The 26,536-nt window shown below is 53.8% G+C and carries 22 protein-coding genes, 4 tRNA genes and 1 pseudogene; 5 read left to right on the forward strand and 22 right to left on the reverse strand.

Annotated elements, in window-relative coordinates:
• Window positions 1–106 precede the first annotated feature (106 nt).
• From uvrD to lptM, 6 genes are all read right to left on the reverse strand, one after another.
• Window positions 107–2,269 carry a DNA helicase II gene (gene uvrD, locus OGV38_RS17365; protein WP_016155130.1) on the reverse strand — a complete coding sequence of 721 codons (2,163 nt, stop codon included), beginning with the start codon at window positions 2,267–2,269 and terminating at the stop codon, window positions 107–109.
• A gap of 88 nt (window positions 2,270–2,357) precedes the next feature.
• Window positions 2,358–3,074, reverse strand: a complete 717-nt coding sequence (gene yigB, locus OGV38_RS17370; RefSeq protein WP_016155129.1) for a 5-amino-6-(5-phospho-D-ribitylamino)uracil phosphatase YigB — start codon at window positions 3,072–3,074, stop codon at window positions 2,358–2,360.
• Window positions 3,074–3,976, reverse strand: a complete 903-nt coding sequence (gene xerC, locus OGV38_RS17375; RefSeq protein ID WP_049040600.1) for a tyrosine recombinase XerC — start codon at window positions 3,974–3,976, stop codon at window positions 3,074–3,076. The genes yigB and xerC overlap by 1 nt, the downstream gene beginning before the upstream one ends.
• Entirely contained in the window at window positions 3,973–4,680 is a 708-nt protein-coding gene (locus OGV38_RS17380) for a DUF484 domain-containing protein (RefSeq protein WP_286474193.1), read from the reverse strand. The genes xerC and OGV38_RS17380 overlap by 4 nt, the downstream gene beginning before the upstream one ends.
• Window positions 4,677–5,501: a diaminopimelate epimerase gene (dapF, locus tag OGV38_RS17385; protein WP_016155126.1), complete on the reverse strand. Its 825-nt coding sequence runs from the start codon at window positions 5,499–5,501 to the stop codon at window positions 4,677–4,679. Before dapF ends, OGV38_RS17380 begins: the two co-directional genes overlap by 4 nt.
• A 48-nt stretch (window positions 5,502–5,549) precedes the next feature.
• The gene (lptM, locus tag OGV38_RS17390; protein WP_003017937.1) at window positions 5,550–5,753 is read right to left on the reverse strand and encodes an LPS translocon maturation chaperone LptM; all 204 of its coding nucleotides are present in this window, start codon (window positions 5,751–5,753) and stop codon (window positions 5,550–5,552) included.
• 138 nt (window positions 5,754–5,891) lie between these two features.
• Here lptM and cyaY point away from each other — a divergent pair, with 138 nt between their 5' ends.
• Window positions 5,892–6,212, forward strand: a complete 321-nt coding sequence (gene cyaY / locus OGV38_RS17395) for an iron donor protein CyaY (protein ID WP_286474195.1) — start codon at window positions 5,892–5,894, stop codon at window positions 6,210–6,212.
• Between the two features lie 40 nt (window positions 6,213–6,252).
• On the opposite strand, the gene cyaA is transcribed toward cyaY, so the two are convergent.
• A complete protein-coding gene (gene cyaA, locus OGV38_RS17400; protein WP_286474356.1) occupies window positions 6,253–8,799 on the reverse strand; it encodes a class I adenylate cyclase in 2,547 nt (848 codons plus the stop codon).
• A gap of 395 nt (window positions 8,800–9,194) precedes the next feature.
• Between cyaA and hemC the strand changes: the two genes are divergently transcribed.
• Genes hemC through hemY form a run of 4 tightly spaced genes read left to right on the forward strand, consistent with a single transcriptional unit; the run spans window position 9,195 to window position 13,272 of the window.
• On the forward strand, window positions 9,195–10,136 hold the full coding sequence (hemC, locus tag OGV38_RS17405; protein ID WP_016157846.1) for a hydroxymethylbilane synthase: 942 nt from the start codon (window positions 9,195–9,197) through the stop codon (window positions 10,134–10,136).
• Complete coding sequence (gene hemD, locus OGV38_RS17410) at window positions 10,133–10,873, forward strand: uroporphyrinogen-III synthase (RefSeq protein WP_016155122.1); 741 nt, start codon at window positions 10,133–10,135, stop codon at window positions 10,871–10,873. Before hemC ends, hemD begins: the two co-directional genes overlap by 4 nt.
• 21 nt (window positions 10,874–10,894) lie before the next feature.
• On the forward strand, window positions 10,895–12,070 hold the full coding sequence (gene hemX / locus OGV38_RS17415; RefSeq protein WP_049040597.1) for a uroporphyrinogen-III C-methyltransferase: 1,176 nt from the start codon (window positions 10,895–10,897) through the stop codon (window positions 12,068–12,070).
• A gap of 2 nt (window positions 12,071–12,072) precedes the next feature.
• The gene (hemY, locus tag OGV38_RS17420; RefSeq protein WP_016155120.1) at window positions 12,073–13,272 is read left to right on the forward strand and encodes a protoheme IX biogenesis protein HemY; all 1,200 of its coding nucleotides are present in this window, start codon (window positions 12,073–12,075) and stop codon (window positions 13,270–13,272) included.
• A gap of 459 nt (window positions 13,273–13,731) precedes the next feature.
• On the opposite strand, the gene OGV38_RS17425 is transcribed toward hemY, so the two are convergent.
• The 15 genes and pseudogenes from OGV38_RS17425 to wecB all read right to left on the reverse strand — a co-directional run bounded on the left by OGV38_RS17425 (window position 13,732) and on the right by wecB (window position 26,507).
• Window positions 13,732–13,808, reverse strand: a tRNA-Pro gene (locus OGV38_RS17425).
• Window positions 13,809–13,849: 41 nt separating this feature from the next.
• Window positions 13,850–13,935 (reverse strand) — tRNA-Leu (locus OGV38_RS17430).
• Between the two features lie 20 nt (window positions 13,936–13,955).
• A tRNA-His gene (locus OGV38_RS17435) sits at window positions 13,956–14,031 on the reverse strand.
• A gap of 56 nt (window positions 14,032–14,087) precedes the next feature.
• Window positions 14,088–14,164 (reverse strand) — tRNA-Arg (locus OGV38_RS17440).
• 102 nt (window positions 14,165–14,266) lie between these two features.
• A pseudogene (gene thrP / locus OGV38_RS17445) lies at window positions 14,267–15,652 on the reverse strand (bifunctional threonine/serine APC transporter ThrP).
• Window positions 15,653–15,930: 278 nt separating this feature from the next.
• The gene (wecG, locus tag OGV38_RS17450; protein ID WP_019078441.1) at window positions 15,931–16,671 is read right to left on the reverse strand and encodes a lipopolysaccharide N-acetylmannosaminouronosyltransferase; all 741 of its coding nucleotides are present in this window, start codon (window positions 16,669–16,671) and stop codon (window positions 15,931–15,933) included.
• The gene (wzyE, locus tag OGV38_RS17455; RefSeq protein ID WP_047358751.1) at window positions 16,671–18,026 is read right to left on the reverse strand and encodes an ECA oligosaccharide polymerase; all 1,356 of its coding nucleotides are present in this window, start codon (window positions 18,024–18,026) and stop codon (window positions 16,671–16,673) included. The genes wecG and wzyE overlap by 1 nt, the downstream gene beginning before the upstream one ends.
• Window positions 18,023–19,102, reverse strand: coding sequence for a TDP-N-acetylfucosamine:lipid II N-acetylfucosaminyltransferase (locus OGV38_RS17460; RefSeq protein WP_185655121.1), 1,080 nt, complete (start codon window positions 19,100–19,102; stop codon window positions 18,023–18,025). Before OGV38_RS17460 ends, wzyE begins: the two co-directional genes overlap by 4 nt.
• Window positions 19,099–20,349: a lipid III flippase WzxE gene (wzxE, locus tag OGV38_RS17465; RefSeq protein ID WP_103284406.1), complete on the reverse strand. Its 1,251-nt coding sequence runs from the start codon at window positions 20,347–20,349 to the stop codon at window positions 19,099–19,101. The genes OGV38_RS17460 and wzxE overlap by 4 nt, the downstream gene beginning before the upstream one ends.
• A 1-nt stretch (window position 20,350) precedes the next feature.
• The gene (gene rffA, locus OGV38_RS17470; RefSeq protein ID WP_016155114.1) at window positions 20,351–21,481 is read right to left on the reverse strand and encodes a dTDP-4-amino-4,6-dideoxygalactose transaminase; all 1,131 of its coding nucleotides are present in this window, start codon (window positions 21,479–21,481) and stop codon (window positions 20,351–20,353) included.
• Between the two features lie 4 nt (window positions 21,482–21,485).
• The gene (rffC, locus tag OGV38_RS17475) at window positions 21,486–22,163 is read right to left on the reverse strand and encodes a dTDP-4-amino-4,6-dideoxy-D-galactose acyltransferase (protein ID WP_019078444.1); all 678 of its coding nucleotides are present in this window, start codon (window positions 22,161–22,163) and stop codon (window positions 21,486–21,488) included.
• Complete coding sequence (rfbA, locus tag OGV38_RS17480) at window positions 22,141–23,022, reverse strand: glucose-1-phosphate thymidylyltransferase RfbA (RefSeq protein WP_016155112.1); 882 nt, start codon at window positions 23,020–23,022, stop codon at window positions 22,141–22,143. The genes rffC and rfbA overlap by 23 nt, the downstream gene beginning before the upstream one ends.
• 28 nt (window positions 23,023–23,050) lie before the next feature.
• Window positions 23,051–24,118 carry a dTDP-glucose 4,6-dehydratase gene (gene rffG / locus OGV38_RS17485; RefSeq protein WP_016155111.1) on the reverse strand — a complete coding sequence of 356 codons (1,068 nt, stop codon included), beginning with the start codon at window positions 24,116–24,118 and terminating at the stop codon, window positions 23,051–23,053.
• Complete coding sequence (gene wecC / locus OGV38_RS17490; protein WP_047416514.1) at window positions 24,118–25,380, reverse strand: UDP-N-acetyl-D-mannosamine dehydrogenase; 1,263 nt, start codon at window positions 25,378–25,380, stop codon at window positions 24,118–24,120. Before wecC ends, rffG begins: the two co-directional genes overlap by 1 nt.
• Complete coding sequence (gene wecB / locus OGV38_RS17495; protein WP_029139774.1) at window positions 25,377–26,507, reverse strand: non-hydrolyzing UDP-N-acetylglucosamine 2-epimerase; 1,131 nt, start codon at window positions 26,505–26,507, stop codon at window positions 25,377–25,379. Before wecB ends, wecC begins: the two co-directional genes overlap by 4 nt.
• Between the last annotated feature and the right edge of the window lie 29 nt (window positions 26,508–26,536).

The following is a 26,536-nucleotide window of genomic DNA, read 5'->3' on the forward strand; positions in this document are numbered from 1 at the left end:
TAGCGGGATGGCGGCTTCGCCTTGTCCGGCCTGGAAATCAAAATGTTACCCGGTCTGTAGGCCGGATAAGACGCGCCAGCGTCGCCATCCGGCAAAGCCAAACCGATCAAACCGTTTCCAGTCTGGCGTAGGCCGCCACCAGCCATTTGATCCCTTGCCCCTGGAACGCGACCTGCAAACGACTGTGCTCACCGCTTCCTTCCAGATTGACGATGGTGCCCTCACCAAACTTAGCGTGGCGCACGCGCTGGCCGAGCTTGTAGCCGGTATCATTTTCCGCCATTGGCGTACCCATCCGCTGATGGCTCACCGGACGACTAACCGTGGCGCGCAGGCGAACCTCTTCAACGCACGCTTCCGGCAGTTCGCCGATAAAACGCGACGGGCGGTGGTAAACCTCTTTGCCGTACAGACGACGCGTTTCGGCGTAGGTCAGCGTCAGCTTTTGCATCGCCCGGGTCACGCCTACGTAAGCCAGGCGGCGCTCTTCTTCGAGGCGCCCACCTTCGTCCAGCGACATCTGGCTGGGGAACATGCCTTCTTCCATACCCACGATAAATACCTGGGGGAACTCCAGACCTTTCGCCGAGTGCAACGTCATCAGTTGTACCGCATCCTGCCAGGTATCCGCCTGCCCTTCGCCTGCTTCCAGCGCGGCGTGTGACAGGAACGCCTGTAGCGGCATTAAGTCTTCGTCTTCTTCGTTGTAGCTGAACTGGCGCGTTGCCGTCACCAGTTCGTCTAAGTTTTCGATACGCGTCTGCCCCTTCTCGCCTTTTTCCTGCTCGTACATCATGCGCAGGCCGGAGTCTTTAATCACCCGGTCAGTCTGCACGTGCAGCGGCATATCGGCGGTCTCCTGCGCCAGCGCATCGATCAGCTCCATAAAACGCTGTAAGGCGCTGGCGGCACGACCCGCGAGGGCTTTTTCCTGCAACAGCTCACGACAGGCCTGCCACAACGTAAGCTGGCGGTCACGGGAGGTCTGACGCACGACATCTAATGTACGATCGCCAATCCCGCGGGTTGGCGTATTCACCACGCGTTCAAATGCGGCGTCGTCATTACGGTTAGCGATCAGGCGCAGGTAGGAGAGCGCATCTTTGATTTCCTGGCGTTCGAAGAAGCGCATCCCACCATAGATACGGTACGGCATGCTGGCTTGTAACAACGCCTCTTCCAGCACGCGCGACTGGGCGTTACTGCGATACAGAATGGCGCACTGTTCCAGCGCACCGCCGTTGTCCTGCCAGGTTTTGATACGATTGACCACAAAACGCGCTTCATCGAGTTCGTTGAACGCGCAGTACAGTGAGATTGGTTCGCCGTCGATGCCATCGGTCCACAGCTTTTTACCCAAACGCCCGTTGTTGTTTTCAATCAGGGCGTTGGCCGCGCTGAGGATGTTGTTGGTCGAGCGGTAGTTCTGCTCCAGGCGAATGGTTTCTGCGCCTGGGAAATCCGTGAGGAAGCGCTGGATGTTTTCCACCTGCGCCCCGCGCCAACCGTAGATCGACTGGTCATCATCGCCAACGATCATCACTTTGCCGGTATCGCCCGCCAGCAGGCGGATCCAGGCGTACTGAATGTTGTTGGTATCCTGGAATTCGTCCACCAGGATATTGGTAAAGCGTTCGCGGTAGTGCTGCAGGATATGCGGCTTGTTGAGCCACAGTTCATGGGCGCGCAGCAACAGCTCGGCGAAATCCACCAGCCCCGCGCGGTCACACGCTTCCTGATAGGCCTGATACACCTTCTGCCAGGTTTGCTCAACCGGGTTGCCATAGCTCTGCAGATGGTGCGGGCGCAGCCCTTCGTCTTTCTGGCTATTGATAAACCACATCGCCTGACGCGGCGGCCACTGCTTCTCATCAAGATTCATCGCCTTGATCAAACGCTTGAGCAAACGCAATTGGTCTTCGCTGTCGAGGATCTGGAAATCCTGCGGCAGGTTCGCATCCATATGGTGCGCGCGCAGCAGACGGTGCGCCAAACCGTGGAATGTACCCACCCACATACCGCCCTGGCTGGTTCCCATGATCTGGCCAATACGGTGGCGCATTTCCGCCGCCGCTTTGTTGGTAAAGGTCACCGCCATAATGGAGTATGGCGAGTTGTTCTCTACCGTCAGTAACCAGGCGATACGGTGCACCAGCACGCGAGTTTTACCACTCCCCGCGCCGGCCAAAACCAGCATGTTGCTGCGTGGCGCGGCCACCGCTTCACGCTGTTTATCATTAAGGCTGTCGAGCAGGTAAGAAACGTCCATTGGCACCGCCGCGTAAAAGTAGGTAAGGCGGATAAGCGTAGCGCCATCCGCCAAAAAGCTGGGTATATATACAGAGTTCTGCTGGTGATTATATCAGCGAGGTCAGAGATGCCAACTGTGAAATTTCGATATGCGGCAGCAAACGGCTGTCTGCGGTTTGCATCAGGTCGGCATTTTCCGGTTTGATCCAGCAGGCCTGCATACCGCATCGGATGGCCCCCGCCACGTCTGTCGTCAGGTCATCGCCCACATGCAGAATCTCAGCCACAGGCATTTTCAGTTTATCTGCCGCCAGCGCGTACATGTCGCTGAACGGTTTTGATCGCCCGTCGGGACCGGCGCGCAGCACAAACTCAAAGTAATCGCCCAGGCCGAACAGTTCTGGCTGTGCGTTACCGTTGGTGATCGCCACCAGCGGCCATTTGCGGGCCAGCGCCTTCAGCGTGTCATGCGTCGCCTGCGGGACGTCAATGCGGCTACGCCATTTGGCGAAATTCATCATCGCCGCATTTGCACCCATTCTGGCTTCTGCTTCTGACAATCCCGCCTCCAGCATAGCGCGCTCTACGGCGCGGTGACGCCATTGGGTAACGTCGTGGTAGATTTCCGGCTCAGCGTCGCGAACGGCCTGACGTAAGCGCTGTAGGTCGCTATTTTGCAGCGAATTCAACGCCGGATGGTAATTCTGTACAAACGCGAGCGCTTCCTGCTCGGTGCGTGTGATAACGGGACGGTTATCGTAAAGGGTGTCATCAAGGTCAAAGGTGAGCGCAGAAATGCGCCCCAAAGGCCGGTAAAAACGCATTATTTCCCCCGTTTGGCGCGCGGATGCGCCGCATCGTACACTGAAGCCAGGTGTTGAAAATCAAGATGGGTATAGATTTGGGTAGTGGAGAGATTGGCATGCCCCAATAACTCCTGTACCCCGCGCAGATCGCCGCTCGACTCCAGCATATGCGTCGCAAAAGAGTGGCGCAATTTGTGGGGATGTACGTGGCTGTTCAGCCCCTGTTTGATCCCCCACTCCGCAAAGCGTTTTTGTACATTACGCGCAGAAATGCGTTTGCCCAGTTTTGACAGGAATAACGCATCGTCATCGCAGCCAAATAGCCCCCGCAGGTCCAGCCAGTGCTCAATCCACGCCACTGCATTGCGGCCAATTGGCAGGCGACGTTCTTTACTGCCCTTCCCCATCACCCATACTTCGCCGGTGTCGAGATCGAGATGTTTAATATCCAGCCCAACCAGTTCAGACAAACGCAGCCCTGCGCCGTACATCACTTCTAACATTGCCCGATCGCGCACGGCGAGGGGATCGTTGAGGTCGATATCCAGCAGACGATTAACGTCGTCGACATCGATATTTTTAGGTAGATGACGCGGTGCTTTCGGCGCGGAAACACTTTTTGCGGGATTGGCTTTCAGCTCGCCCTGATTAACCAGCCAGTCAAAGAAACTGCGCAATGCGGAGAGACGCAGCGCCAGGCTCGCCGGCCCCAGCCCTTTACGACGGCTGCGCACGGCAAAACTGCGTACCATCGAAGCGTCACATTGTTGCCAGCTTTGCAGACCGGTCTCTCCGGCTAACGCAATGATGGCATCAAGCTGACGCTGATAATTCAGCAATGTGATCGGGCTAAGCTGGCGCTCAACGCCCAGATAGCGTAAAAAGCGTGCCACATCCTGAGAAAGGGGTGAGTCGGTCATACGCGTTCAATCCAGCGCTCCAGCAGCTCCGGCAACATCAGCGAGATTTCCTGCAGTAATTGCGTACCTTGCCCCTGCTGGTAATGATTAACGTCGCGACTGCTGAACAGTATCACGCCCAGGGATCCATCTTGCCCCAACATCGACATCGCCACCGAGCCTATTGCTTTCGCTTCGGGCATCATGACCAGAAGTTCCGGGCCATTGAGCGGTCCAAGATAGTGATGTGACTGGCCCAGACGCTGAATACGCAGCGGTTCAAAAGCCTGACGGCTTAATGCCAGATGAGTGAATTTTGATGGCGCACCAAGTCGCCAACGATCCGGGAACAGACGAACCGTCGCCCCAGCCAGCCCTAACTCACGCGCCCAGCGATGAAATCGCATCAGCATGTCGTCAAGACTGCTGGCCGATACCAGCCGTGCTTGCAGATTTAACAGACGATAGAACAGGCTTTCATTGGCGTTGGCTTGTTCCATCAACAACGCCATATTCTCTTCCAGCACGTTAATATGATTACGTGCCCGCGCCATATGCCATTCCACTAAAGAGACCGTGCCCCGCACCGGGTGTGGAACACGCATCGCTTCAACTGCCTGGGCATTACGGATAAAAAACTCAGGATTACGTTGCAGGTAATCGACGACCGCCCGGTCGTCCAGCTCCATGAGCGTTTCCTGTAGTTCTTCCCCTGGTTGCTTCATAAGTGAATAAATCCGTCGTAGACATGTGCCGCCGGGCCAGTCATATACAGCGGATGACCCGGACCTTTCCAGGCGATATCAAGTCGACCGCCCGGTAATTCCACCCTCACTTCTTCTGCCAGCAGGCCCTGCTGGATACCAACCGCAACAGCGGCGCACGCACCGCTGCCGCAGGCCTGCGTTTCACCCGCGCCGCGCTCATAGACGCGCAGCCGGATATGCTCGCGCTTTACCACTTGCATAAATCCGATATTGGCGCGTTCAGGAAAGCGTTCGTGGCTTTCCAGAACCGGCCCCAACGTTTCTACCGTGGCCGTATCAACATCATCAACCTGAATTACGCAGTGTGGGTTCCCCATTGAAACCACGCCGCACAATACTGTCTGTTCAGCCACGCGCATAATATAGGTCTTCTCTGCTTTGTTGGCGCGAAACGGAACCTGCGCGGGTTCAAAATTGGGTTCACCCATATTCACCCGTACCAGCTCGTCGTCGGTTACGGTTAATACCATACGACCATTAGCGGTACTGACGCGAATATCACGCTTATTGGTCAGCCCTTTCAGGCGAACAAAGCGGGCAAAACAGCGGGCGCCATTGCCACACTGTGACACTTCACTACCGTCGGCATTAAAAATACGGTAGTGGAAATCCAGCTCCGGATCATACGGAGGTTCAACCACCAGCAGTTGATCAAATCCAACGCCGAGATGCCTGTCGGACAAGCGGCGGATCAGCTCTGGTGAGAAAAAGACATTCTGCGTTACCGCGTCGACGACCATAAAATCGTTGCCAAGGCCATGCATTTTAGAGAATTGCATCATTCACTCCGTTCACGCGGGTACAGAAATATACATCTATTCCTGACGTCAGTAATTCACCTGAGAAGGCCCGTCACTAATCCCACGATCGTTTTTCTCTGGCGTGGTGGATTGCGATTGCGGCTGAACGCTCTTGGTCGGAGGCGGCGCGGTTTTATCTGCTGGCGGGAAATAGAGCGGGCCTTTTAGCCCACAGCCCGTCAGGCTGAACAGAGTAAAAATGACAGCGAGTGGCTTTAACACGTTTTTCATTATCGATTGCCTGTAAAGTTCATGCTTTCTGTTTTCTATCATCGCAGGAGAAGGCGTAAAAGCAAGAGTTAGCCTGTAATCTGCAACGCGTTTTGTTTCAGGTTATACTGCCGTCATCACGAAAAACAGGATAAGAAAATGAACGACAGTGAATTTCATCGCCTTGCTGACACCCTGTGGATGACCATTGAAGAGCGTCTGGATGACTGGGACGGCGACAGCGATATCGATTGTGAGATCAACGGCGGCGTGCTGACCATCAGCTTCGAAAACGGCAGCAAAATTATTATTAACCGTCAGGAGCCGCTGCATCAGGTGTGGCTGGCGACCAAACAGGGCGGCTACCACTTTGACCTGAAAGGCGACGAGTGGATCTGCGATCGTAGCGGCGAAACGTTCTGGGATCTGCTAGAACAGGCGGCGACACAGCAGGCGGGTGAAGAGGTGGGCTTCCGTTAAGTTTTATTGCCGGATACGCTTCGCTTATCCGGCATCATGCTCACGAGAAATACTGCTGCAACAGCGGAGTGTCGTTTTCCTGACTGACGGGCGGCACGGCGCTAATCGGCTGGGTACGGAACGGGATCACCTGCGCGCGCCTATCGGTTTTCACAATCTGATAGAACTGCGGCAGGTTAAAGTTGATGAAGCTGGAGCCGTAGGTAAAGCGATCGTGCGACGACGAGTAGAAACGGCTGACATCGCGTACCAACTCCTCTTTGCTGCCTTCGCAGTGGTGATACACCTCAGCCCGATTACTCTCATCCAGAATGTAGATATTAAAGCCCTGCTCATCACCCGTTTCTTCGAAAAAGAACTGAATGATCCCTTCGCTGGCAAAACCGTCAACCACTGACGGGAGTTTCACATGATTGGTCTCAACCTGAACGGAAAGCCCGTGCAGTTTGTTATGTGAAATCGCGCCATAAAATTCAATCGCGTTTTCCAGCTTCTGTACCGAGACGTTCAGGCGCTCGAAGAACAGACCCCACGTCTGACCAGAAACGCGCAGCGCTTTGAAGCGTCCGGTTTCCTGACGGGTGCTGGAGAGGCGCAACTCGATGCACTCAGACACCAGTTGCTGCACGCGGGTGCGAATTAAACCGCGCAGATGCTGGCTATAGCAGAAAACCTCGACGCTATCCGGCGGCGCGGCATCCTGGTGCATTTTGCCCAGAATCGTTTTTAACGCTTCAATCATCGCCTGCTCACCGTTGAAGTGCAGCGTACGCACTTCATTCCACGAGTTGCGGTACAGCAGATCGACGCTACCCACCAGGCAATTTTGTTCTTCACCAAAGCTGAAGACGTCCAGCTTACGGAAATCAAAATGTACCACCTGATTGCGAAATGCTGCCGTCGGGTCATATTCAAGGTTAACGATAATCGCCAGGTGGCGAATCTCGCACGGGCTATAGAGCGCCTTCGGCGTTGGCGCTGGCAGTCGCAGCGGGAAGTGATGCGACACGTCGGCGACCATTTCTTGCAGCTTCGGCAAATCAACAATGCCGTTGCCCTTAATAAATAAATGCGTACGCGAGGTCAGCAGGCCGTTGAACCAGGCCCACGCCACCAGTTTATTGAGGTAGCGGTTATATTCCAGCGGCTGATGGCTGATGATCGAGTCCATGTTAGGCGCGCGGTTATAGAGATACCAACCCGAACGGTTGGCACGGCCCGGCGGCACATGGATAAAGGTCAGATTCGGTTCCGAGAGATCCGGAGATATCTGCGGGTTCACCAGCGTTACTTTACCTGGTAATGCTTCAAACGCGGCATACAGCTTACGGGTCAGCACGCCGATATCCTGCGGGCTGGCGCTCACGCTGAGGTTATTTCGGCGGGCAAAACGGATCAGGTTACGATAGCTCTGCATCATCGCATCGAGCAGTTCGTTATGCGCTTCGCGTACCTGGTCAATCTTCCAGTTAGCGCGGTTATCCAGCATGGTCAGACGGGCGTCATCCCAGCCCCACTCTTTCACTAACTGACTTAATACTTCACGACGCCAGCCCACGCAGGCGCGCTCGCGGCTCAGTTTCTCACACACTTTTAAGTAGAAACATCGACGCACTAAATCCAGACGAGTCGGGTCTTCGATCGCCGTGAGGTACTCGGTAACGCGCTCCAGCATCATGCAGTAAGGGTCTAGACCAAAAGAGACGATCTCGCCATCGTGCAGGCGCTGTTTAATATCTTTCGCCAACAGGCGTGGATTGGGGTATTCCCAGGAATAAGCTTCCAGCAGCAGCGTTTTCAATACCGCTTTGTACGGGGAGTCGATACTCTTGTACAGCTGCCAGAGGCTGGCGCCAAAGTACTCTTCGGCGGAGAGCGAACTGAGTCCGCCGAGATCCAGCCATTCGTTTGGCGTTAACACCCCCTGTGCGTAAAGCGTCATGACGTAATCGTCGTAATGCTCTTCTTCGTCGCCCGGCACCATATTCCACAGAATACGTTTACCCGCGAGACGCACAGCGGTGCGATAGAATTCATCAAGCAACAGGATATGCTGCGTCGAGCCACAGTCTTCACCACCCAAACTGCCGCTTTCATTGTGGCGGAAACGGTTTTCATCAATCAGGAAGAAGCTGACTTCCACGCCCAGCGAGGCGGCCCAGCTTTCCAGCAGGCTACATTTACGCTGCAGCAGCTGGCGCTCTTCGCTATCCAGCCAGGATTGATGGCAGACCCAAATATCAAGGTCAGAGGAACAGCTTTGCCCTACCGAAGAGGTGCTGCCCATTGAGTAAACGCCGGTGATAGGCAGTTCGCCCTTGGGAGGATCCTGCGGTGACATACCGCGGTACAGTTCCAGTTCGTTCAGGTAGTGGCGTTGGGTTTCATCAGGCGTGTAAAGGCATATGCCTTTGGGAACGTTACCATCAAGGTAACCCGGCATCAGCGGATGGTGGTAGTGCAATAATGTCGGCAGCAGACTGTATACCTGCTGGAAGGCAGGTCCCATGGCAGCAAGCGCGCGATCCACACGCAGTTGATTTATGGCATCCAGTCTCTGTTTCAGAGTCTCAATATAGAGGTACAAGACGTATCGCCTGATGTTGCTATCCGTCATGTTGTCGATTGCTGCGGCACAAGCGCTCACAATAATCGTCATCAATTCGGATAAACCGTATGTCAAAAATAACCGTTACCTGTTTTTTCGCCCATATTTTTTTATGCTGTACAGCCGAAAAAATGGTCTAAAACGTGATCAATTTAACACCTTGCTCATTGACCGTAAAGAAAGATGCGCTACATACAAGTGTAGCACCGTTCGTTACGTGTAAATTCCTTCATACGGTCGGGAGGTTTCTCGTCATTATTCACTGCCAGTGATGATGCAGCGCCTTTTCCTCTCACTCACGTTTGAGCGTAACGCTGACATCCCTTTGATAAGGATGTTAGGATGGTCAATGATTGATAATGACGGTAACAAGCATGTTAGACAATGTTTTGAGAATTGCCACACGCCAAAGCCCCCTTGCGCTCTGGCAGGCACATTATGTCAAAGACGCCTTAATGGCAAACCACCCCGGTCTGATCGTGGAACTGGTTCCGATGGTAACCCGTGGCGATGTGATCCTTGATACCCCGCTGGCGAAAGTCGGGGGGAAAGGGTTGTTTGTTAAAGAGCTGGAAGTCGCGCTGCTGGAAAAACGCGCCGATATCGCCGTGCATTCCATGAAGGATGTGCCGGTTGAGTTCCCTGACGGTCTTGGACTGGTCACCATTTGCGAGCGAGAGGATCCGCGTGATGCTTTCGTCTCAAATAAGTACAACACGCTGGATGAACTCCCGGCAGGCAGTATCGTCGGGACATCCAGTTTGCGTCGCCAGTGCCAGTTGGCAAAGCGTCGTCCGGATCTCGTCATCCGTTCACTGCGCGGTAACGTAGGTACGCGTCTGAGCAAACTGGATAACGGCGATTATGACGCCATTATTCTGGCGGTCGCCGGATTAAAACGTTTAGGCCTTGAGTCGCGAGTCCGCACCGCTCTGCCGCCGGAAGTCTCCCTACCCGCTGTCGGGCAAGGCGCAGTTGGCATAGAATGTCGACTGGATGATATGCGCACTCAGGCGCTGTTAGCGCCGCTCAACCATGAAGAGACGGCGCTGCGCGTCAAAGCCGAACGCGCCATGAATACCCGCCTGGAAGGGGGATGTCAGGTCCCTATCGGCAGTTATGCAGAACTCATTAACGGTGAGATTTGGCTGCGGGCGCTGGTCGGCGCGCCTGACGGTTCGCAGATGGTATGCGGAGAACGTCGCGGCGCCGCGCAGGAAGCTGAACAGATGGGCATCTCTCTGGCTGAAGAGCTGCTGGAGAACGGTGCGCGCACCATTCTGGCTGAAGTTTACAACGGAGAAGCCCCCGCATGAGTATTCTGGTCACCCGCCCGTCTCCCGCAGGGGAAGAGTTAGTGAGCCGTCTGCGCACACTGGGGCAGGTGGCCTGGAGCTTTCCGCTCATCGAGTTTTCGCCCGGTCGGGAACTGGCAACGCTTGCTTCCCGACTGTCGGCGCTGACGGAAAACGATCTGGTCTTCGCCCTCTCGCAGCACGCCGTCACCTTTGCAGATGCCGAGCTTCAGCAACAAGGGAAAAGCTGGCCCTCCCTTCCGCGTTATTTTGCCATTGGTCGCACAACGGCGCTGGCGCTGCATACCGTTAGCGGTTTCAATATTCACTACCCTCTGGATCGGGAAATTAGCGAAGTCTTGCTACAATTACCTGAATTACAAAATATTGCGGGAAAACGCGCGCTTATATTACGCGGCAATGGTGGCCGTGAGCTGATAGGTGAAACCCTGACAGCACGCGGAGCTGATGTCGATTTTTGTGAATGTTATCAACGCAGTGCAAAATATTACGATGGTGCAGAAGAAGCGATGCGCTGGCAATCTCGTGGTGTGACCACGGTGGTTGTCACCAGCGGAGAGATGCTACAACAGCTCTGGTCGCTCATTCCGCAGTGGTATCGTGAGCACTGGTTACTACGCTGTCGGCTGCTGGTCGTCAGTGAGCGTCTGGCGCACCTCGCCCGGGAACTGGGCTGGCAAGATATTAAGGTCGCTGATAACGCCGACAACGATGCGCTACTACGCGCATTACAATAACTCTCATAATGGGATGCCATAATGACGGAACAAGAAAAATCCTCCGCCGTGGTTGAAGAGACCAGGGAGGCCGTGGAAACCACGTCACAGCCAGTCAATACTGAAAAAAAGAGTAAGAACAGCACTGCGCTGATTCTGAGCGCTGTGGCGATTGCTATTGCGCTGGCTGCAGGCGTTGGGCTGTACGGTTGGGGGAAACAGCAGGCAACAACGCAGACAGCAACCAGCGATGCGCTGGCGAACCAGCTTACAGCGTTGCAAAAAGCGCAAGAAAGCCAAAAAGCTGAGCTGGAAGACATTATTAAACAGCAGGCAACGCAGCTGGATGAAGCCGCTCGCCAGCAAGCCGCGCTGGTCAAACAGCTTGACGAAGTCCAGCAAAAAGTCGCCACTATCTCCGGCAGCGATGCCGGGACGTGGCTGCTGGCGCAGGCTGATTTCTTGGTGAAACTGGCCGGTCGCAAATTATGGAGCGATCAGGACGTTACTACCGCTGCGGCGCTGCTGAAAAGCGCTGACGCCAGTCTGGCGGATATGAATGACCCAAGCCTGATTACCGCCCGTCGCGCGATTACCGACGATATCGCGAGCCTCTCTGCGGTGACTCAGGTCGACTATGACGGCATTATCCTGAAAGTGAATCAGCTCTCTAACCAGATTGATAACCTGCGTCTGGCCGACAACGACACCGACGATTCGCCGATGGATTCCGACAGCAGCGAGCTTTCCAGCTCGATCAGCGAATGGCGCGTCAATCTGCAAAAAAGCTGGCAGAACTTTATGGACAGCTTTATCACCGTTCGCCGTCGTGATGAAACCTCCGTCCCGCTGCTGGCACCGAACCAGGACGTTTACTTACGTGAAAATATCCGTTCTCGCCTGTTAGTGGCCGCCCAGGCCGTGCCGCGTCATCAGGAGGAAACATATCGCCAGGCGCTGGAAAACGTCTCCACCTGGGTGCGCGCCTACTACGACACCGACGATGCAGCCACCAAAGCTTTCCTTGAAGAGGTAGACCAACTGAGCCAACAAAGCATCAGCATGGACGTACCGGAAACGCTGCAGAGCCAGGCGCTTCTCGACAAGCTCATGCAGACCCGCGTACGTAATTTACTGGCACAGCCTGCCACAGCGCCGGTTGCAGCAGCTCCTGCGCCTTCAGCTGAAACTCCGGCAACTGCGCCGCAAGGAGAATAATGATGCTAAAAGTATTATTGCTCTTTGTGCTATTGATCGCCGGGATCGTTGTCGGTCCAATGATTGCCGGTCACCAGGGCTACGTACTGATCCAGACGGATAATTACAATATCGAAACCAGCGTGACGGGTCTGGTGATCATTCTGATCGTCGCAATGGTCGTCCTGTTTGCGATTGAATGGCTGCTGCGCCGAATTTTCCGCACTGGCGCGCATACCCGCGGATGGTTTGTCGGTCGGAAGCGTCGTCGCGCCCGTAAGCAGACCGAGCAGGCGCTGCTCAAGCTGGCAGAAGGCGATTATCAGCAGGTTGAAAAGCTGATGTCGAAAAACGCCGATCATGCAGAACAGCCGGTAGTGAATTACCTGCTGGCGGCAGAAGCTGCTCAACAGCGCGGTGACGAAGCTCGTGCCAACCAACACCTTGAGCGTGCTGCCGAACTGGCCGGAAATGATACGATCCCGGTAGAAATCACTCGCGTTCGCCTGCAGCTGGCACGTAATGAAAATCACGCCGCACGCCACAGCGTAGATAAACTGCTGGAAGTGACGCCACGTCATCCGGAAGTGCTGCGTCTGGCTGAACAGGCCTACATTCGTACCGGTGCATGGAGTTCGTTACTGGATATCATTCCATCCATGGCAAAAGCGCACGTGGGTGATGACGAGCACCGCGCGATGCTGGAACAGCAGGCATGGGTTGGTCTGATGGATCAGGTTCGCGCCGATCAGGGCAGCGAGGGGCTACGTGCATGGTGGAAAAACCAGAACCGTAAAACCCGTCACCAGGTTGCCCTGCAGGTAGCAATGGCTGAACATCTGATTGAGTGTGACGATCACGATACGGCGCAGCAGGTCATCATTGATGGTCTTAAACGCCAGTATGACGACCGCCTGGTGCTGCCGATCCCGCGTCTGAAAACCAACAACCCGGAACAGATAGAAAAAGTGTTGCGCCAGCAGATTAAAGCCGTCGGCGATCGCCCATTACTGTGGAGCACGCTGGGCCAGTCGCTAATGAAGCACGGCGAATGGCAGGAAGCCACGTTCGCCTTCCGTGCCGCTCTCAAACAGCGTCCAGATGCCTATGACTACGCCTGGCTTGCTGACGCGCTGGACAGACTGCATCAGCCGGAAGAAGCCGCCACCATGCGTCGTGATGGCCTGATGTTGACGCTGCAGAACAACAATCCCCCGCAGTAATTCCCTCTTGCCCGGTGACGCTTCGCTTACCGGGCCTACCGTTATTTCATATACACCAAATCATTCGAGATGCTTCGAGGCGACTTGAAGGATGAGGTGTATATGCATAAAAAAACGCCCGCTCTTTTGGAGCAGGCGTTAAACAGGTCTGTATGACAACATAAATGGGTGCTTCACTCAACGTTATGTCCATGGTGTTTGATGAGGCCAGAGCGACATCTGTCTGTGGACGATAAGCACCGTAAACGGCTCTGCATCATTCCTGAGTTTATGAGGCCAGATGGCGAACATAAGAGATGGAATGAGCATCTACCCGTATATTATTGCACAAGGCATGCCACGATTGCACTGCAAAAACAATGGAACCGGACTTTTTAAGACATCAGGAAATTCGGGGAAATAAAGGCTGAGAAGGGAAAATCAGAAAACAAAAAACCCCGCCGAAGCGGGGTTCAAAATTGGTCGGCGAGAGAGGATTCGAACCTCCGACCCACTGGTCCCAAACCAGTTGCGCTACCAAGCTGCGCTACTCGCCGTTTTACTGCTTTTTGAATTTTTAGTTCAATTCTTTAAGTCGTGGTGCGAGGGGGGGGACTCGAACCCCCACATCCTAAGGACACTAACACCTGAAGCTAGCGCGTCTACCAATTCCGCCACCTTCGCATTTCACAACTTTAAATTAATGGGGTGGCTAATGGGATTCGAACCCACGACAACTGGAATCACAATCCAGGGCTCTACCAACTGAGCTATAGCCACCACTGCAAATCTTTTACGCGGTATTAAAACCACCGCAGCTCCGGCACCTTACTAAATGGTGCGCCCGACAGGATTCGAACCTGAGACCTCTGCCTCCGGAGGGCAGCGCTCTATCCAGCTGAGCTACGGGCGCTTAGCGCCGTTGCGGGGCTGGATATTACGGAGGTCTCGGTCTGCTGTCTAGTGCTTTTTTAAAATAAATTATCGTTTGGTCATGGTTTGTGCGTTTTGTCGCTTATTCCTGCAATTTTTGGGCTGTGCCATGACGATTCAGGCCAAAAACCTTATAAATGAGCGTCACGGCCAGTAAGAAGAGAATGCCAACAAACAGCGACATTCAGGTATCTTCATTAAAGTACATGCCGATTAATACGCAAATCAGGAACGCCATCGTCAAATAGTTCGCCCACGGGAACAGAATCGAGCGGAAGGGATGACTGGCGATCGCCGCTTTATGCGCCTGACGGAAACGTATCTGGCTTATCAGGATCACAAACCACGGCACCATCCCCGGCAGCACGCTGGCGCTATAGACATAAACGAACACACGCTGCGGGTTGGGAATGATGTAGTTCAGGCACAAACCAACCAGCAGGATCGCGATAGAAATAGCCACGCCGGCAACCGGCACGCCCTGGCGCGAAACTTTTCCAACAGCGGCAGGTAGCTGGCGATTCTTTGCCAGCGCGTAAAGCATACGCCCACAGCTGTACATCCCACTGTTACAGCCCGACAGCGCCGCCGTCAGGACCACAAAGTTAATAATCCCTGCCGCGGCGGTAATACCAATCTTGGCAAAGGTGAGAACAAACGGGCTACCGTTACTGCCAATCTCATTCCACGGGAAAATAGTGACGATAACAAAAATCGCACCGACGTAGAAAATCAGAATACGCCACAGCACTTTCCCTACTGCACTACGCAGCGTGACCTGCGGATTCTTCGCTTCACCCGCAGTAATGCCGATCAGCTCCACGCCCTGGTAAGAAGCCACGACAATACACAATGCCGTCAGGAAGCCCTTCCAACCACCAGCAAAGAAGCCGCCGTGCTCAGTCAGGTTGCCAAAGCCGATCGCCTGACCGCCATTGCCAAAACCGAAGAAAATCACCCCTAATCCAATGACGATCATCACAATGATGGTGGTCACTTTAATCATGGCAAACCAGAACTCAATTTCACCATACAGGCGAACCGCGGCGAGATTTGCCAACGCAACCAGTCCGACAGCTATCAGTGCGGGTATCCATTGTGCCATTTCCGGGAACCAGAACTGGACGTACACCCCGATGGCGGTAATCTCTGATATCCCCACCACCATCCACATAAACCAGTATGACCAGGCGGTGAGATAACCAAAGAAGGGGCTCATATAACGATGGGCGTAAACAGCAAATGAACCGGCAACCGGCTCGAGGAATAACATCTCCCCCATAGAACGCATAATGAAAAAGACGAACAGCCCGGCGACAATGTATGCCAGCAGAACCGAAGGTCCCGCCCATTTCAGGGTACTGGCGGCCCCCATAAATAGCCCGACGCCAATAGTCCCCCCAAGGGCAATTAATTCGATGTGACGAGCCTCCAGCCCACGCTGTAGCTCAGGTTTGTTCTCGGCCATAAATCCTCTTGTTGTGTTTGCATACTGTCCGGTATTACCGGTTCTCGTTATGGGTACATCTTGTTATGCCATAACAGGCCATACGGCACCGACCGCTTAACGGTTGGCGTCAAAAACACCACGGCACTGCAATGATTGTTGCGAATGGTTTCCTAAAATCGCTTAAATGGCAATTAAAGCATTCAAAAAATAAATAGATTGTGTGAGAAAGCAGCGATTATGTTGTGAATAAGTAGCGTAATTAGCAGATCACGCTACTTATCAAAGGAGGGAGGGCGTCAGAGGTTGCCGGTATAGTGCCAGCGGAGATAGCGTAATAAGCGAAGTTGACGAGTGATACGGCTTGGCTGCGACAATAAGCGATACAGCCACTCCAGCCCCAGACTCTGCCAGATTCGCGGCGCACGCTTAACGTGACCGGTAAAGACGTCGTAGGTACCACCCACGCCCATATAAAGCGCTTCAGGGTGAGTCTTCCGGCAGTCACGCATAAAGATCTCTTGTTTCGGCGAGCCCATCGCCACCGTCACAATCTGCGCACCGCTGGCGTGGATACGTTCAAACAATGCCTGCCGCTGGTCCGGGGTAAAATAACCGTCCTGACTGCCTACAATGTTCACGCGCCACTGGGCACGCAGTTTGGCTTCCGTTTGCGCCAGAACTTCAGGCTTGCCACCAATCAGGAAAACAGGCGTTCCTTCCTGCCCAGCTCGCGCCATAAGCGCTTCCCAAAGATCAGCCCCTGCCACGCGTGAAACCTGCGCCTGCGGAAATTTTTTGCGCACTGAGCGCACCACGCTAATCCCATCCGCATATTTGAACTCAGCGGCGTTGATCAGATCCCGCACTTCAGGGTTATCTTCTGCCGTCAGCATCTTCTCAGCGTTGATTGCCACCAGCGTTCCTGACCTGAGATGTCCCTCGGCAAACAGGTAATTTAGCGCATGCTGCATATCGCGCCAGCCAATCAATTGTAGCCCGCGCAGCGAGTAGAGTGGCGCAGTTGTGTTATCTGTCATTACGATCCTTCAATCTGTGTCCGGGGCAGCGATTTGATTCGTTTATGGATGAGTCCCGCACTATCGAATAGCCAAAACAGCAGTTTTGCCACCAGCAGACACACGCCGAAAATCACGAGGAAAAAGACCACTCGCGAGACAAACGAATCCAGCCCTTCACGTGCCAACACGATCATATTGAAAATAGCGCCAAAACAGAAACTGTGCAGAATCGCCGCCTTGTAGCGATTGGTTTCGCAGTTGCCTAACTCATACAGCCAGTCAAACCACTTGATGATGAGTCCAACGACAATCGCGCCTAACGGGATAAACAGCGCCCCACCCATCACCACCAGTGAACCAATTAACGTCGGCGAAATCGCCAGACCTGAGTGGTTGTTCAACACTTCCCAGGTAAAGTAGTTCGCTGAGTTGAGGACAATACTCGGCCGCCCAGGCCAAAGCCAGGAAGGGATAAAGACGTAGAAGTCACGGACAATCGGCGCCAGCCCCTGAAACTCAATATTGTGGTAATTTTGCAGCAACAGCGCCAGATTCTCCCACGGCGAGAAGGTGTCGCGCGTGAGGTACAGGAAGGTATAGAACGCCTCGTCGCCGCTAACGTTCATCCCATAGCGCTTCAGCGCCAGCCAGAACATCCCGACGATACCCAGCACGCCCGCGGCGGCCAGCATCCACAGCGAAATCCAGCCGCGAATGATGCCGATAAACAAGAAGATGGCAAACGCAATGATGATATTGGCGCGCGTCCCGCCAACAATCATATAGGTCAGCAAACCAAACGCGACGGTACTCACCAGGAAGAATAACCACGCTTTGCTGTCCTGACGCAGGAAATAGACCACCAGCATTGCCGGAATGAAGAAGTAGAAGAAACGCTTCAGAGCGACCCCAGAGACTTCGCTGGAAAAAATTTGGCTGTAGGATTGCAGTCTGAACAGCAGGAATCCGTTGTGCATAAAGAAGACGCCCACGCTCACCAATGCAATCGCCATCAGGATAACCCAGGTCAAATGCGCTTCAACGCGATTGATGGTAAATAGCGGCCTGCGTGGCTTATCCTCGACTCGCTTGCGAAGGCGGGTTTTATACGTCACGTAGTAGACGGCATAGAAACAGGCGGCTGACAGCAAGGCCTGCAGTAGGATCTCCGGCGGAGCCACTGCCACATCAAAACGGAACACCAGTATGCTGGTCAACGGGAACCCGAAGAAGAACGTCAGCAAAAACAGCAGTGAGAAGAAAACATTGAAGTTAAAACGCACGCGGCGGAATTCAAACCAGGTCAGCGTGGCGATAAACAAGGTGGAGAGCAGCCATACCACCAGCAGACCACTAAATTGCATCAGGCTCATACGGTTTCTCCTGAAGCAATGCGCAGCGCGTTGTGCCACGGCTGCAGATAATTCGGGCTAAAGAAGGTGATTGAATTTTTATCTACCGATGCCAACTGGCGCTGCGCTTCGCGTACGACGCCTTCATTGAGCTCATCAGTGGTAAATAACACCGGGAGATTCTGTTCCACCATATCCTGCCAGAAGGGATTTTCACGGTTGAGCACGCACGGGATACCGGCCTGAATCAGTAAACACAGGGTACCGATCCCCTGCTGACGGGCAAAAATAAAGTAACCCAAATCACACTGACGTAATAATGTCAGATAGGCATCAAATTCCAGCTTTTCACTTAAAATTTGCAGATTCTCAGCGCTAAACAATGCCAGGCCGGCCTGACGAACCTCGTCGATATAAGCCACATTATTGGCGGGGTACCCCATCGGTACAATCACATTCACCGTGTCGCCGAACTGCTGATGGACGGCGCGGAGCGCGGCAATATGCTCATTGCTGCGATCGCCAGAGTTGCCAACCAGCACCGTCATCTTGCCGCTGCGCTGACACGCGTTGCTCATATTATTGAGCGAGGGATCCATTCGCGTTGGGAAATAGAGCAACTCGCCACGCACGCGCGGATGCTGTTCGGCGAAATAGCTCAAATCACCCCGCGTGGCAAATACGCAGCCCACGCGGTTCTGCGCCATACGGCGAATGGGGTAAAACAGGCGAAATTTCAGTCCACTGGAGACTTCATATAAATCCGCGCCCCAGATATGCCAGTAAAACTGCTCCGGTTTAATTCCCCCGCTCAGCAGCGCTAACCACAGGCTGGTGTTGAACTGACCGTGGAAGAAAAAACGCTGTTGGCGATCCGCTTTTGCTTTCGCGATAACCGCTTCAGCCAGCGCCTTTTTCCCACCATAGAAGCTTAGCGATAACGCCGGGCAGTTCTCACTGAATCCGGCATCCTGACCTGCAACCATAAACGTGCGCGCGTGCTCGCTCATCGCGGCCAGCGAGTCGTTGAAAAACCGCAGCACGGTTTGGTTATGGTGAGGGATATCCGATCCCAGAACGTGAATCAGTACAGTCATACCCGCCTACGCCAGAGTAAAAACACGCCACAACAAAGAGAGAAATAGACAATGTACGTTGCCATGTAAGCCTGTGCCGCGCCCAGCGCACCATGTGCAGGGATCAGCCAATGTGCAAACGCCGTCAATAACATGAACTGGCTAATTTCTGCCAAGATATAAAACCGCAGCGACGCTTTCGCGATCACCAGATAACCGAAAACATAGGCGCCGACTTTCAGCACATCACCGACCAGTTGCCAGGCGAACAGGTCGCGCATGGCGGTGAATTTAGCGGAGAAAAGCAGCCAGATAGCAAAATCGCGCAGTAGCCAGACGGTAAAGCTTGCGGCAGCAACCGCCGGCAGCACGAATTTCAACGACTTGATCACTTCGCGTGTAATGTCGCGCTTTTCAGTCAAACGCGACAACGTCGGCAGCAAGTAAACGCTGAATGAGGCGGTGATAAATTGCAGATAAGCATCGGAGATACTGCTCACCCCCTGCCAGATCCCCACATCATCCCAGCTGTACTGCGCCGCCAACAGGTTTCGCATCATCACGTATGCCACTGGCAGCGTTACGGAGGTAATCAGCGCCATCAGCGTAAACTTGCTTAACTGCCCTGCCAGACCGTTATCCCACGAGGGTTTCAGGTAATGCAGGGGGATAGTCCCACGCTTAATCAGCATTATAGCGGCAGGGATTACGACCAGCGCAGGTACCAGCGCCAGGCCCAGCAAGGCGCCTTCATACCCTCCCAGGCGATAACAGCCATAATAAGCCGCTACACCCACCAGGCTCCCCACAATCAACGACAGCGCGTTACCCGCCGCATCGCGGAAGCCCTTCATCAGCGCCAGCAGCAGGTTCGCCCAGGCAATGCCCATCTGCACCAGCGCAACCAGTCGAACCAGCCCCTGATAATAAGTATGACCAAATAATCCCTGACTGATAGGTGCGGCCGCCAGCAAAAAAATCACCGCCATCAGCGTAGAGAATCCCAGCACCATCGCGGAAGATGTACCGACCACCTTACGGAGCCGGGCCGGATCGTCATGATGCTGCGCAACGTATTTCGTGACGCCATTGAAAATGCCGGCCCCCGCCAACACGCCAAGCACAGTGACCATCTGGCGGAAGTTACCCGCCTGCCCCACGCCTGCCGGTCCAAACGACACCGCCAGCAACTTCACAACCAGCAAACCTGCACCAATTTTTACCAGCGTACTGGCCGCCGTCCATAAGGACGCTTTTGCAAGCGACATATCAGGCGAAGTAGTTGAGTAAGGTCGTAATGACTGTTCGCTGGTTCACCGGCGACAGATTGTAGAACAGCGGTAAACGCAGCAGGCGTTCGCTCTCTTTGGTTGTGTAACGATCAACACCGGCAAACACGCCGAATTTATCGCCAGCCGGGCAATCATGCAGCGGGATATAGTGGAACACCGCCATAATTTCAGCTTCTTTCAGGAAGTTAATCAACGCCGTGCGATCGTCGATATCGCGCAGCTTGATGTAAAACATATGGGCATTCTGTACGCAACCCTCCGGTATCGAAGGCAGCTCAATACGCCCGGCACGCGCCAGCGGTTCCAGGGCATCGTAATACTTTTGCCACAGCGCCAGACGCTGCTGGTTAATACGATCAGCCGCTTCCAACTGCGCCCACAGATAAGCCGCCTGCAGATCGGACATCAAATAGCTGGAACCGATATCACGCCAGGTATACTTATCTACCTGGCCGCGGAAAAACTGACTACGGTTCGTCCCTTTTTCACGGATGATCTCTGCACGCTCGACTAATTTTTTATCATTAATCAGCGTCGCTCCACCTTCCCCGCCTGCTGTATAGTTTTTGGTCTCATGGAAGCTAAAGCAGCCGATGTGACCAATCGTACCCAGCGCACGCCCCTTGTAGGTCGACATGACGCCCTGGGCGGCATCTTCCACCACATACAGGTTATGTTTAGTGGCCAGCCCCATGATGGTATCCATTTCGCAGGCCACGCCCGCGTAATGTACCGGCACAATAGCGCGGGTTTTATCGGTGATCGCCGCTTCAATCAGCGTTTCGTCAATGTTCATGGTATCCGGGCGGATATCAACAAAGACGATTTTCGCGCCGCGCAACACGAAGGCATTGGCCGTAGAGACAAACGTGTAGCTCGGCATAATGACTTCATCGCCAGGCTGGATGTCCAGCAACAATGCCGCCATCTCAAGCGATGCGGTGCAGGAGGGCGTCAGCAGCACTTTCTCACTGCCAAAATGCTGCTCCAGCCACTGCTGACAGCGACGGGTAAAGCCACCGTCACCACACAGTTTGCCGCTATTCATCGCAGACTGCATGTAATCGAGTTCAGTTCCCACCACCGGCGGTGCATTAAATGGAATCATCGTGTCACCTGTATAACCAATACGCGGTGCTTTCCACATTCGCACCACTGTGTATATAACGTTTAAGCGCAGCGGTGTTGCCCATTTGGGTCGCCACGCGCAATGTTGTTTTACCGCGGGCCTGTGCCCAACAAAGCGCGGCCTGCATCAGTTCTGCACCCGCACCACGCCCGGCCAGCAGGCCAATTCTCGCTTCGGTCGCATTCAGTTCACGCAGCGAGACATAGCCACGAATCTCACCAGTCGGTTTACGAAAAACGAGGCACTGATGATCAAACGTCCCCAGCACCGCGTTTTCAATCCACTGTGCGTAGAAACGCGCGCTGGCATCTTCGGCATACCACGGGGCGCGAAAACGACTTTGCGCAAATGCCTTTCCTGCCAGATGGCGTAATACCGGGATATCCGTAGGTTGCGCGACCTGCGCACCGGGGTCGCCGCTGGCACACGTCACCGGCAGTACAAAATCGACTTCACCTTCTACCAGTGAGAAACCCAAATGCTGCAGAGCATCTAATTCATGGCTATTTGCGGCAAGTATTTTTGCTTGTACACGCGACCAGGGCAGCAACGCATCCGCAGTTAGAACCGGCGCGCGTTGGTCAAAACGGACAATGGCGCTATTCACGCCAAAGAACGTATTTTCCCAGCTAAGCGGCTCAATACTGGCGCGGACGAGCACGGAGCAGCTCCAGCAGGTATTGACCATAACCCGTTTTGGCCAGTGAACTGGCGGCACGCTTCACGCCTTCGTCATCCAGCCAACCGTTACGCCAGGCGATTTCTTCCAGACAGGCTATTTTAAAGCCCTGGCGTTTCTCCACCGTCTGCACAAAAGTGCTCGCTTCGATCAAACTGTCATGCGTACCGGTATCCAGCCAGGCAAAGCCACGCCCAAGCAATTCAACCGTCAGATGTCCGTCATCAAGATACATCTGGTTGATAGACGTAATCTCCAGCTCCCCACGCTCAGAAGGTTTCACGCGTTTCGCGTATTCCACCACTTTGCTGTCATAAAAATAGAGCCCTGTCACCGCCCAATTAGATTTCGGCGCTTTCGGCTTCTCTTCCAGAGAGACTGCGCGAAAATTGTCATCAAACTCAACAACACCAAAACGTTCAGGGTCCATGACCTGATAGCCAAACACCGTCGCGCCTTGCGTTCTGGCGGCCACATGACGCAGTTTTGGACTGAATCCTTGACCAAAGAAGATGTTGTCCCCTAACACCAGGCACGATGGTTCACCGTTAAGAAACGTTTCACCGATAATAAAAGCCTGCGCTAATCCATCCGGGCTCGGTTGCTCAGCATAGTGCAGTTCAATGCCGAACTCAGATCCATCGCCCAGCAAACGCTGGAAATAGCCTTTATCTTCCGGAGTGGTGATAATCAGGATTTCGCGAATTCCCGCCAGCATCAGTACCGATAGCGGGTAGTAAATCATCGGCTTATCGTAAATGGGCAATAGTTGCTTCGATACGCCCCGCGTAATGGGATACAGGCGAGTACCTGAGCCACCCGCCAGAATGATACCTTTCATGCGTTGTCTCCTCCGCAAAACCAGGCTGTTAGCCCTTCAGACCTAAACGTTCGCCCTGGTAACTGCCGTCCTGCACGGGTTTCCACCATGCCTGATTATCCAGATACCACTGCACGGTTTTGCGCATTCCACTTTCAAACGTTTCCTGCGGCATCCACCCGAGTTCACGCGCAATTTTTGAAGCGTCAATGGCGTAACGCAAATCATGGCCTGGGCGATCGTCCACAAAAGCGATCAAGTCGCGGTACTGCGCGATGCCCTGCGGTTTATGCGGAGCCAGCTCTTCCAACAGGCTGCAAACCGTTTCGACAACATCCAGGTTTTTACGCTCGTTATGGCCACCAATATTATAGGTTTCCCCAACCGTGCCCGTCGTCGCCACGCAATAGAGCGCCCTGGCGTGATCTTCTACATACAACCAGTCACGGATCTGTTGACCATTGCCGTATACCGGCAACGGTTTGCCCGCCAGTGCGTTGAGGATCATCAGCGGAATCAGTTTTTCCGGGAAATGGTACGGACCATAGTTATTGGAACAGTTGGTAATCAGCGTTGGCAGGCCGTAGGTACGCAGCCAGGCGCGAACCAGATGATCGCTGCTGGCTTTCGACGCGGAATAAGGGCTGCTCGGCGCATACGGCGTGGTTTCGGTGAAGAAATCATCTGTGGAATGGAGATCGCCATACACCTCGTCAGTCGAGATATGGTGGAAACGAAACGCCAATTTTTCCTCGCTGGCTAATGTACTCCAGTAAGCGCGCGCTGCTTCCAACAGCGTGTAGGTTCCCACAATGTTGGTTTCGATAAAGGCGGCCGGACCATCAATTGAACGATCGACATGGCTTTCTGCAGCCAGATGCATCACGCAGTCCGGCTGATATTGTTGAAACACCTTGTCGAGCGATGCCCGATCGCAAATATCCACTTTCTCAAAGGCAAAACGGGAATTCTGCGCAACCGGCTCCAGTGACATCAGGTTTCCGGCGTAGGTCAGCTTATCGACCACAACCACCGCATCCTCGGTATCATGAATGATGTGTCGCACAACCGCCGAGCCGATAAATCCCGCTCCACCGGTAACCAGAATTCGTTTCATTAGCGCCAGACCCCTTTGGTATCAACGATGTACTGCTGTTGAACCGCATCGCCTTTGATGGCTTTAAATTCATTATGGTCAACTAACATGACCAACACATCAGCACGTGCCAGAGCATCGTCCAGCGTCGCCAGTTGGCAAAGACCATCCAGTTTTTTCGGCAGTTGATGGATGTTCGGTTCCACCACCAGCACTTCGCCTTTGTGCCATTGCGCAATATTCTGCGCAATTCCCATCGCCGGGCTTTCACGCAAATCGTCAATATTGGGTTTGAATGCCAGACCAAAACAGGCAATTTTTACTTCGCTAGCCCGTTTGTTGGTATCCGCCAGACAGTCGGCTACGGCAGCCTTCACACGATCGACCACCCAATGCGGTTTACCATCGTTTACCTCACGTGCAGTACGGATCAATTTCGCCTGCTGTGGGTTCTGCGCCACGATAAACCACGGATCGACCGCGATACAGTGTCCACCTACGCCAGGGCCGGGCTGCAAAATATTCACGCGTGGATGGCGGTTTGCCAGCCGAATCAGTTCCCAGACGTTGATCCCCTGATCGGCGCAAATCAGCGACAGTTCGTTGGCGAAGGCGATATTGACATCGCGAAAGCTATTTTCCGTCAGCTTACACATTTCTGCGGTTCGGGCGTTGGTTACCACACATTCGCCTTCGAGAAAGATGTTGTACAGCTCGCTGGCGCGCGCGGAACAGACGGAGGTCATTCCTCCAATCACCCGATCGTTTTTAATCAGTTCGACCATTACCTGACCCGGCAGTACGCGCTCTGGGCAATAAGCAATGTTAACGTCCGCCTGTTCACCGACCTGCTGCGGGAAAGTCAGGTCAGCCCGCATTTCTGCAAGCCATGCGGCCATCTGTTCAGTTGCCCCGACAGGTGAGGTGGATTCCAGAATCACCAATGCGCCTTTTTTCAAAACTGGCGCAATAGATTTCGCCGCGGCTTCTACGTAGACCATATCGGGTTCATGATCTCCCTTGAACGGGGTAGGCACCGCAATCAGATACGCATCAGCATCTACGGGTGTCGCGCTCGCACGTAAAAACCCATTTTCGACCGCCGTTTTCACCACCGCCCCCAGATCGGGCTCAACGATGTGAATTTCACCGCGATTAATGGTATCCACCGCATGTTGATTTATATCTACGCCAATTACGTGTTTTTGACGGGAAGCAAAGGCAGCCGCCGTTGGCAGTCCGATATAACCCAGCCCAATGACAGAAATGGTCGTAAAACTCATAGCGATATCCGATTATTTTTTAATGCATCTAAAATGCGGTCACATGCCAGCCCGTCTCCATACGGATTATGGGCGCGGCTCATGATCTGATATTCATTGTCGTCATGCAGCAAACGCGTGACTTCTTCAACAATCCGCTGTGGGTCTGTACCTACCAGACGTACAGTCCCTGCGGTAATAGCTTCCGGGCGCTCCGTTGTTTCACGCATCACCAGCACAGGTTTCCCCAGAGACGGCGCTTCTTCCTGAATCCCGCCGGAATCAGTAAGGATCAGCCAGGCGTGATTCATCAGCCATACGAATGGCAGGTAGTCCTGCGGTTCAATCAACACCACGTTTTCAACGTGACCCAGGATGCGATTGACCGGCTCACTGACGTTAGGGTTCAGGTGTACCGGATAGACAATCTGCACATTTTGGTTAGACGCGGCTATTTCCGCCAGGGCATGACAGATTTGCTCAAAACCGCGACCGAAGCTTTCCCGACGATGACCGGTCACCAGGATCATCTTTTTATCAGCATCCAGGAAAGGATAACGTTCGGCTAGATCCGCACGCAGCGTCTCATTTCCCAGTACGCGATCCCGAACCCAGATCAACGCGTCAATAACCGTATTACCCGTGACGAAAATACGATCATCAGGGATAGCTTCTCGTAACAGATTTTGCCGCGAGTTTTCTGTTGGGGCAAAATGATACATTGCCAGACGCCCGGTCAGCGTACGATTAGCCTCTTCCGGCCATGGTGAATAGAGATCGCCTGTACGTAAACCAGCCTCTACATGCCCCACCGGGATGCGCTGATAGAATGCGGCCAGACTGGTAGCAATCGTGGTTGTGGTATCACCATGAACCAACACCACATCAGGCTTGAATTCAGCCAAAATAGGCTTTAACCCTTCCAGGATGCGGCAGGTTATTTCTGTTAGTCCCTGACCTGGCTGCATAATATTGAGATCGTAGTCAGGTACAATGGAAAAAAGATTCAACACCTGATCGAGCATCTCCCGATGCTGCGCCGTAACGCAAACTTTCGCCTCAAAATCAGGATCTTTTTCCAGCGCATGAACCAGAGGAGCCATCTTAATGGCCTCCGGTCGCGTACCAAATACAGTCAGTACTTTCACATCGATTCTCTTCGGATTGGCAGTGAGAG

This window comes from Citrobacter sp. Cb080 (assembly GCF_030334745.1).
In the GTDB taxonomy this organism is placed as follows: domain Bacteria; phylum Pseudomonadota; class Gammaproteobacteria; order Enterobacterales; family Enterobacteriaceae; genus Citrobacter; species Citrobacter braakii.

Coding starts and splice junctions, on each gene's coding strand:
- uvrD (WP_016155130.1), bottom strand. CDS start 2,269: ATGGACGTTTCTTACCTGCTCGACAGCCTTAATGATAAACAGCGTGAA.
- yigB (WP_016155129.1), bottom strand. CDS start 3,074: ATGCGTTTTTACCGGCCTTTGGGGCGCATTTCTGCGCTCACCTTTGAC.
- xerC (WP_049040600.1), bottom strand. CDS start 3,976: ATGACCGACTCACCCCTTTCTCAGGATGTGGCACGCTTTTTACGCTAT.
- OGV38_RS17380 (WP_286474193.1), bottom strand. CDS start 4,680: ATGAAGCAACCAGGGGAAGAACTACAGGAAACGCTCATGGAGCTGGAC.
- dapF (WP_016155126.1), bottom strand. CDS start 5,501: ATGCAATTCTCTAAAATGCATGGCCTTGGCAACGATTTTATGGTCGTC.
- lptM (WP_003017937.1), bottom strand. CDS start 5,753: ATGAAAAACGTGTTAAAGCCACTCGCTGTCATTTTTACTCTGTTCAGC.
- cyaY (WP_286474195.1), top strand. CDS start 5,892: ATGAACGACAGTGAATTTCATCGCCTTGCTGACACCCTGTGGATGACC.
- hemC (WP_016157846.1), top strand. CDS start 9,195: ATGTTAGACAATGTTTTGAGAATTGCCACACGCCAAAGCCCCCTTGCG.
- hemD (WP_016155122.1), top strand. CDS start 10,133: ATGAGTATTCTGGTCACCCGCCCGTCTCCCGCAGGGGAAGAGTTAGTG.
- hemX (WP_049040597.1), top strand. CDS start 10,895: ATGACGGAACAAGAAAAATCCTCCGCCGTGGTTGAAGAGACCAGGGAG.
- hemY (WP_016155120.1), top strand. CDS start 12,073: ATGCTAAAAGTATTATTGCTCTTTGTGCTATTGATCGCCGGGATCGTT.
- wecG (WP_019078441.1), bottom strand. CDS start 16,671: ATGACAGATAACACAACTGCGCCACTCTACTCGCTGCGCGGGCTACAA.
- wzyE (WP_047358751.1), bottom strand. CDS start 18,026: ATGAGCCTGATGCAATTTAGTGGTCTGCTGGTGGTATGGCTGCTCTCC.
- OGV38_RS17460 (WP_185655121.1), bottom strand. CDS start 19,102: ATGACTGTACTGATTCACGTTCTGGGATCGGATATCCCTCACCATAAC.
- wzxE (WP_103284406.1), bottom strand. CDS start 20,349: ATGTCGCTTGCAAAAGCGTCCTTATGGACGGCGGCCAGTACGCTGGTA.
- rffA (WP_016155114.1), bottom strand. CDS start 21,481: ATGATTCCATTTAATGCACCGCCGGTGGTGGGAACTGAACTCGATTAC.
- rfbA (WP_016155112.1), bottom strand. CDS start 23,022: ATGAAAGGTATCATTCTGGCGGGTGGCTCAGGTACTCGCCTGTATCCC.
- rffG (WP_016155111.1), bottom strand. CDS start 24,118: ATGAAACGAATTCTGGTTACCGGTGGAGCGGGATTTATCGGCTCGGCG.
- wecC (WP_047416514.1), bottom strand. CDS start 25,380: ATGAGTTTTACGACCATTTCTGTCATTGGGCTGGGTTATATCGGACTG.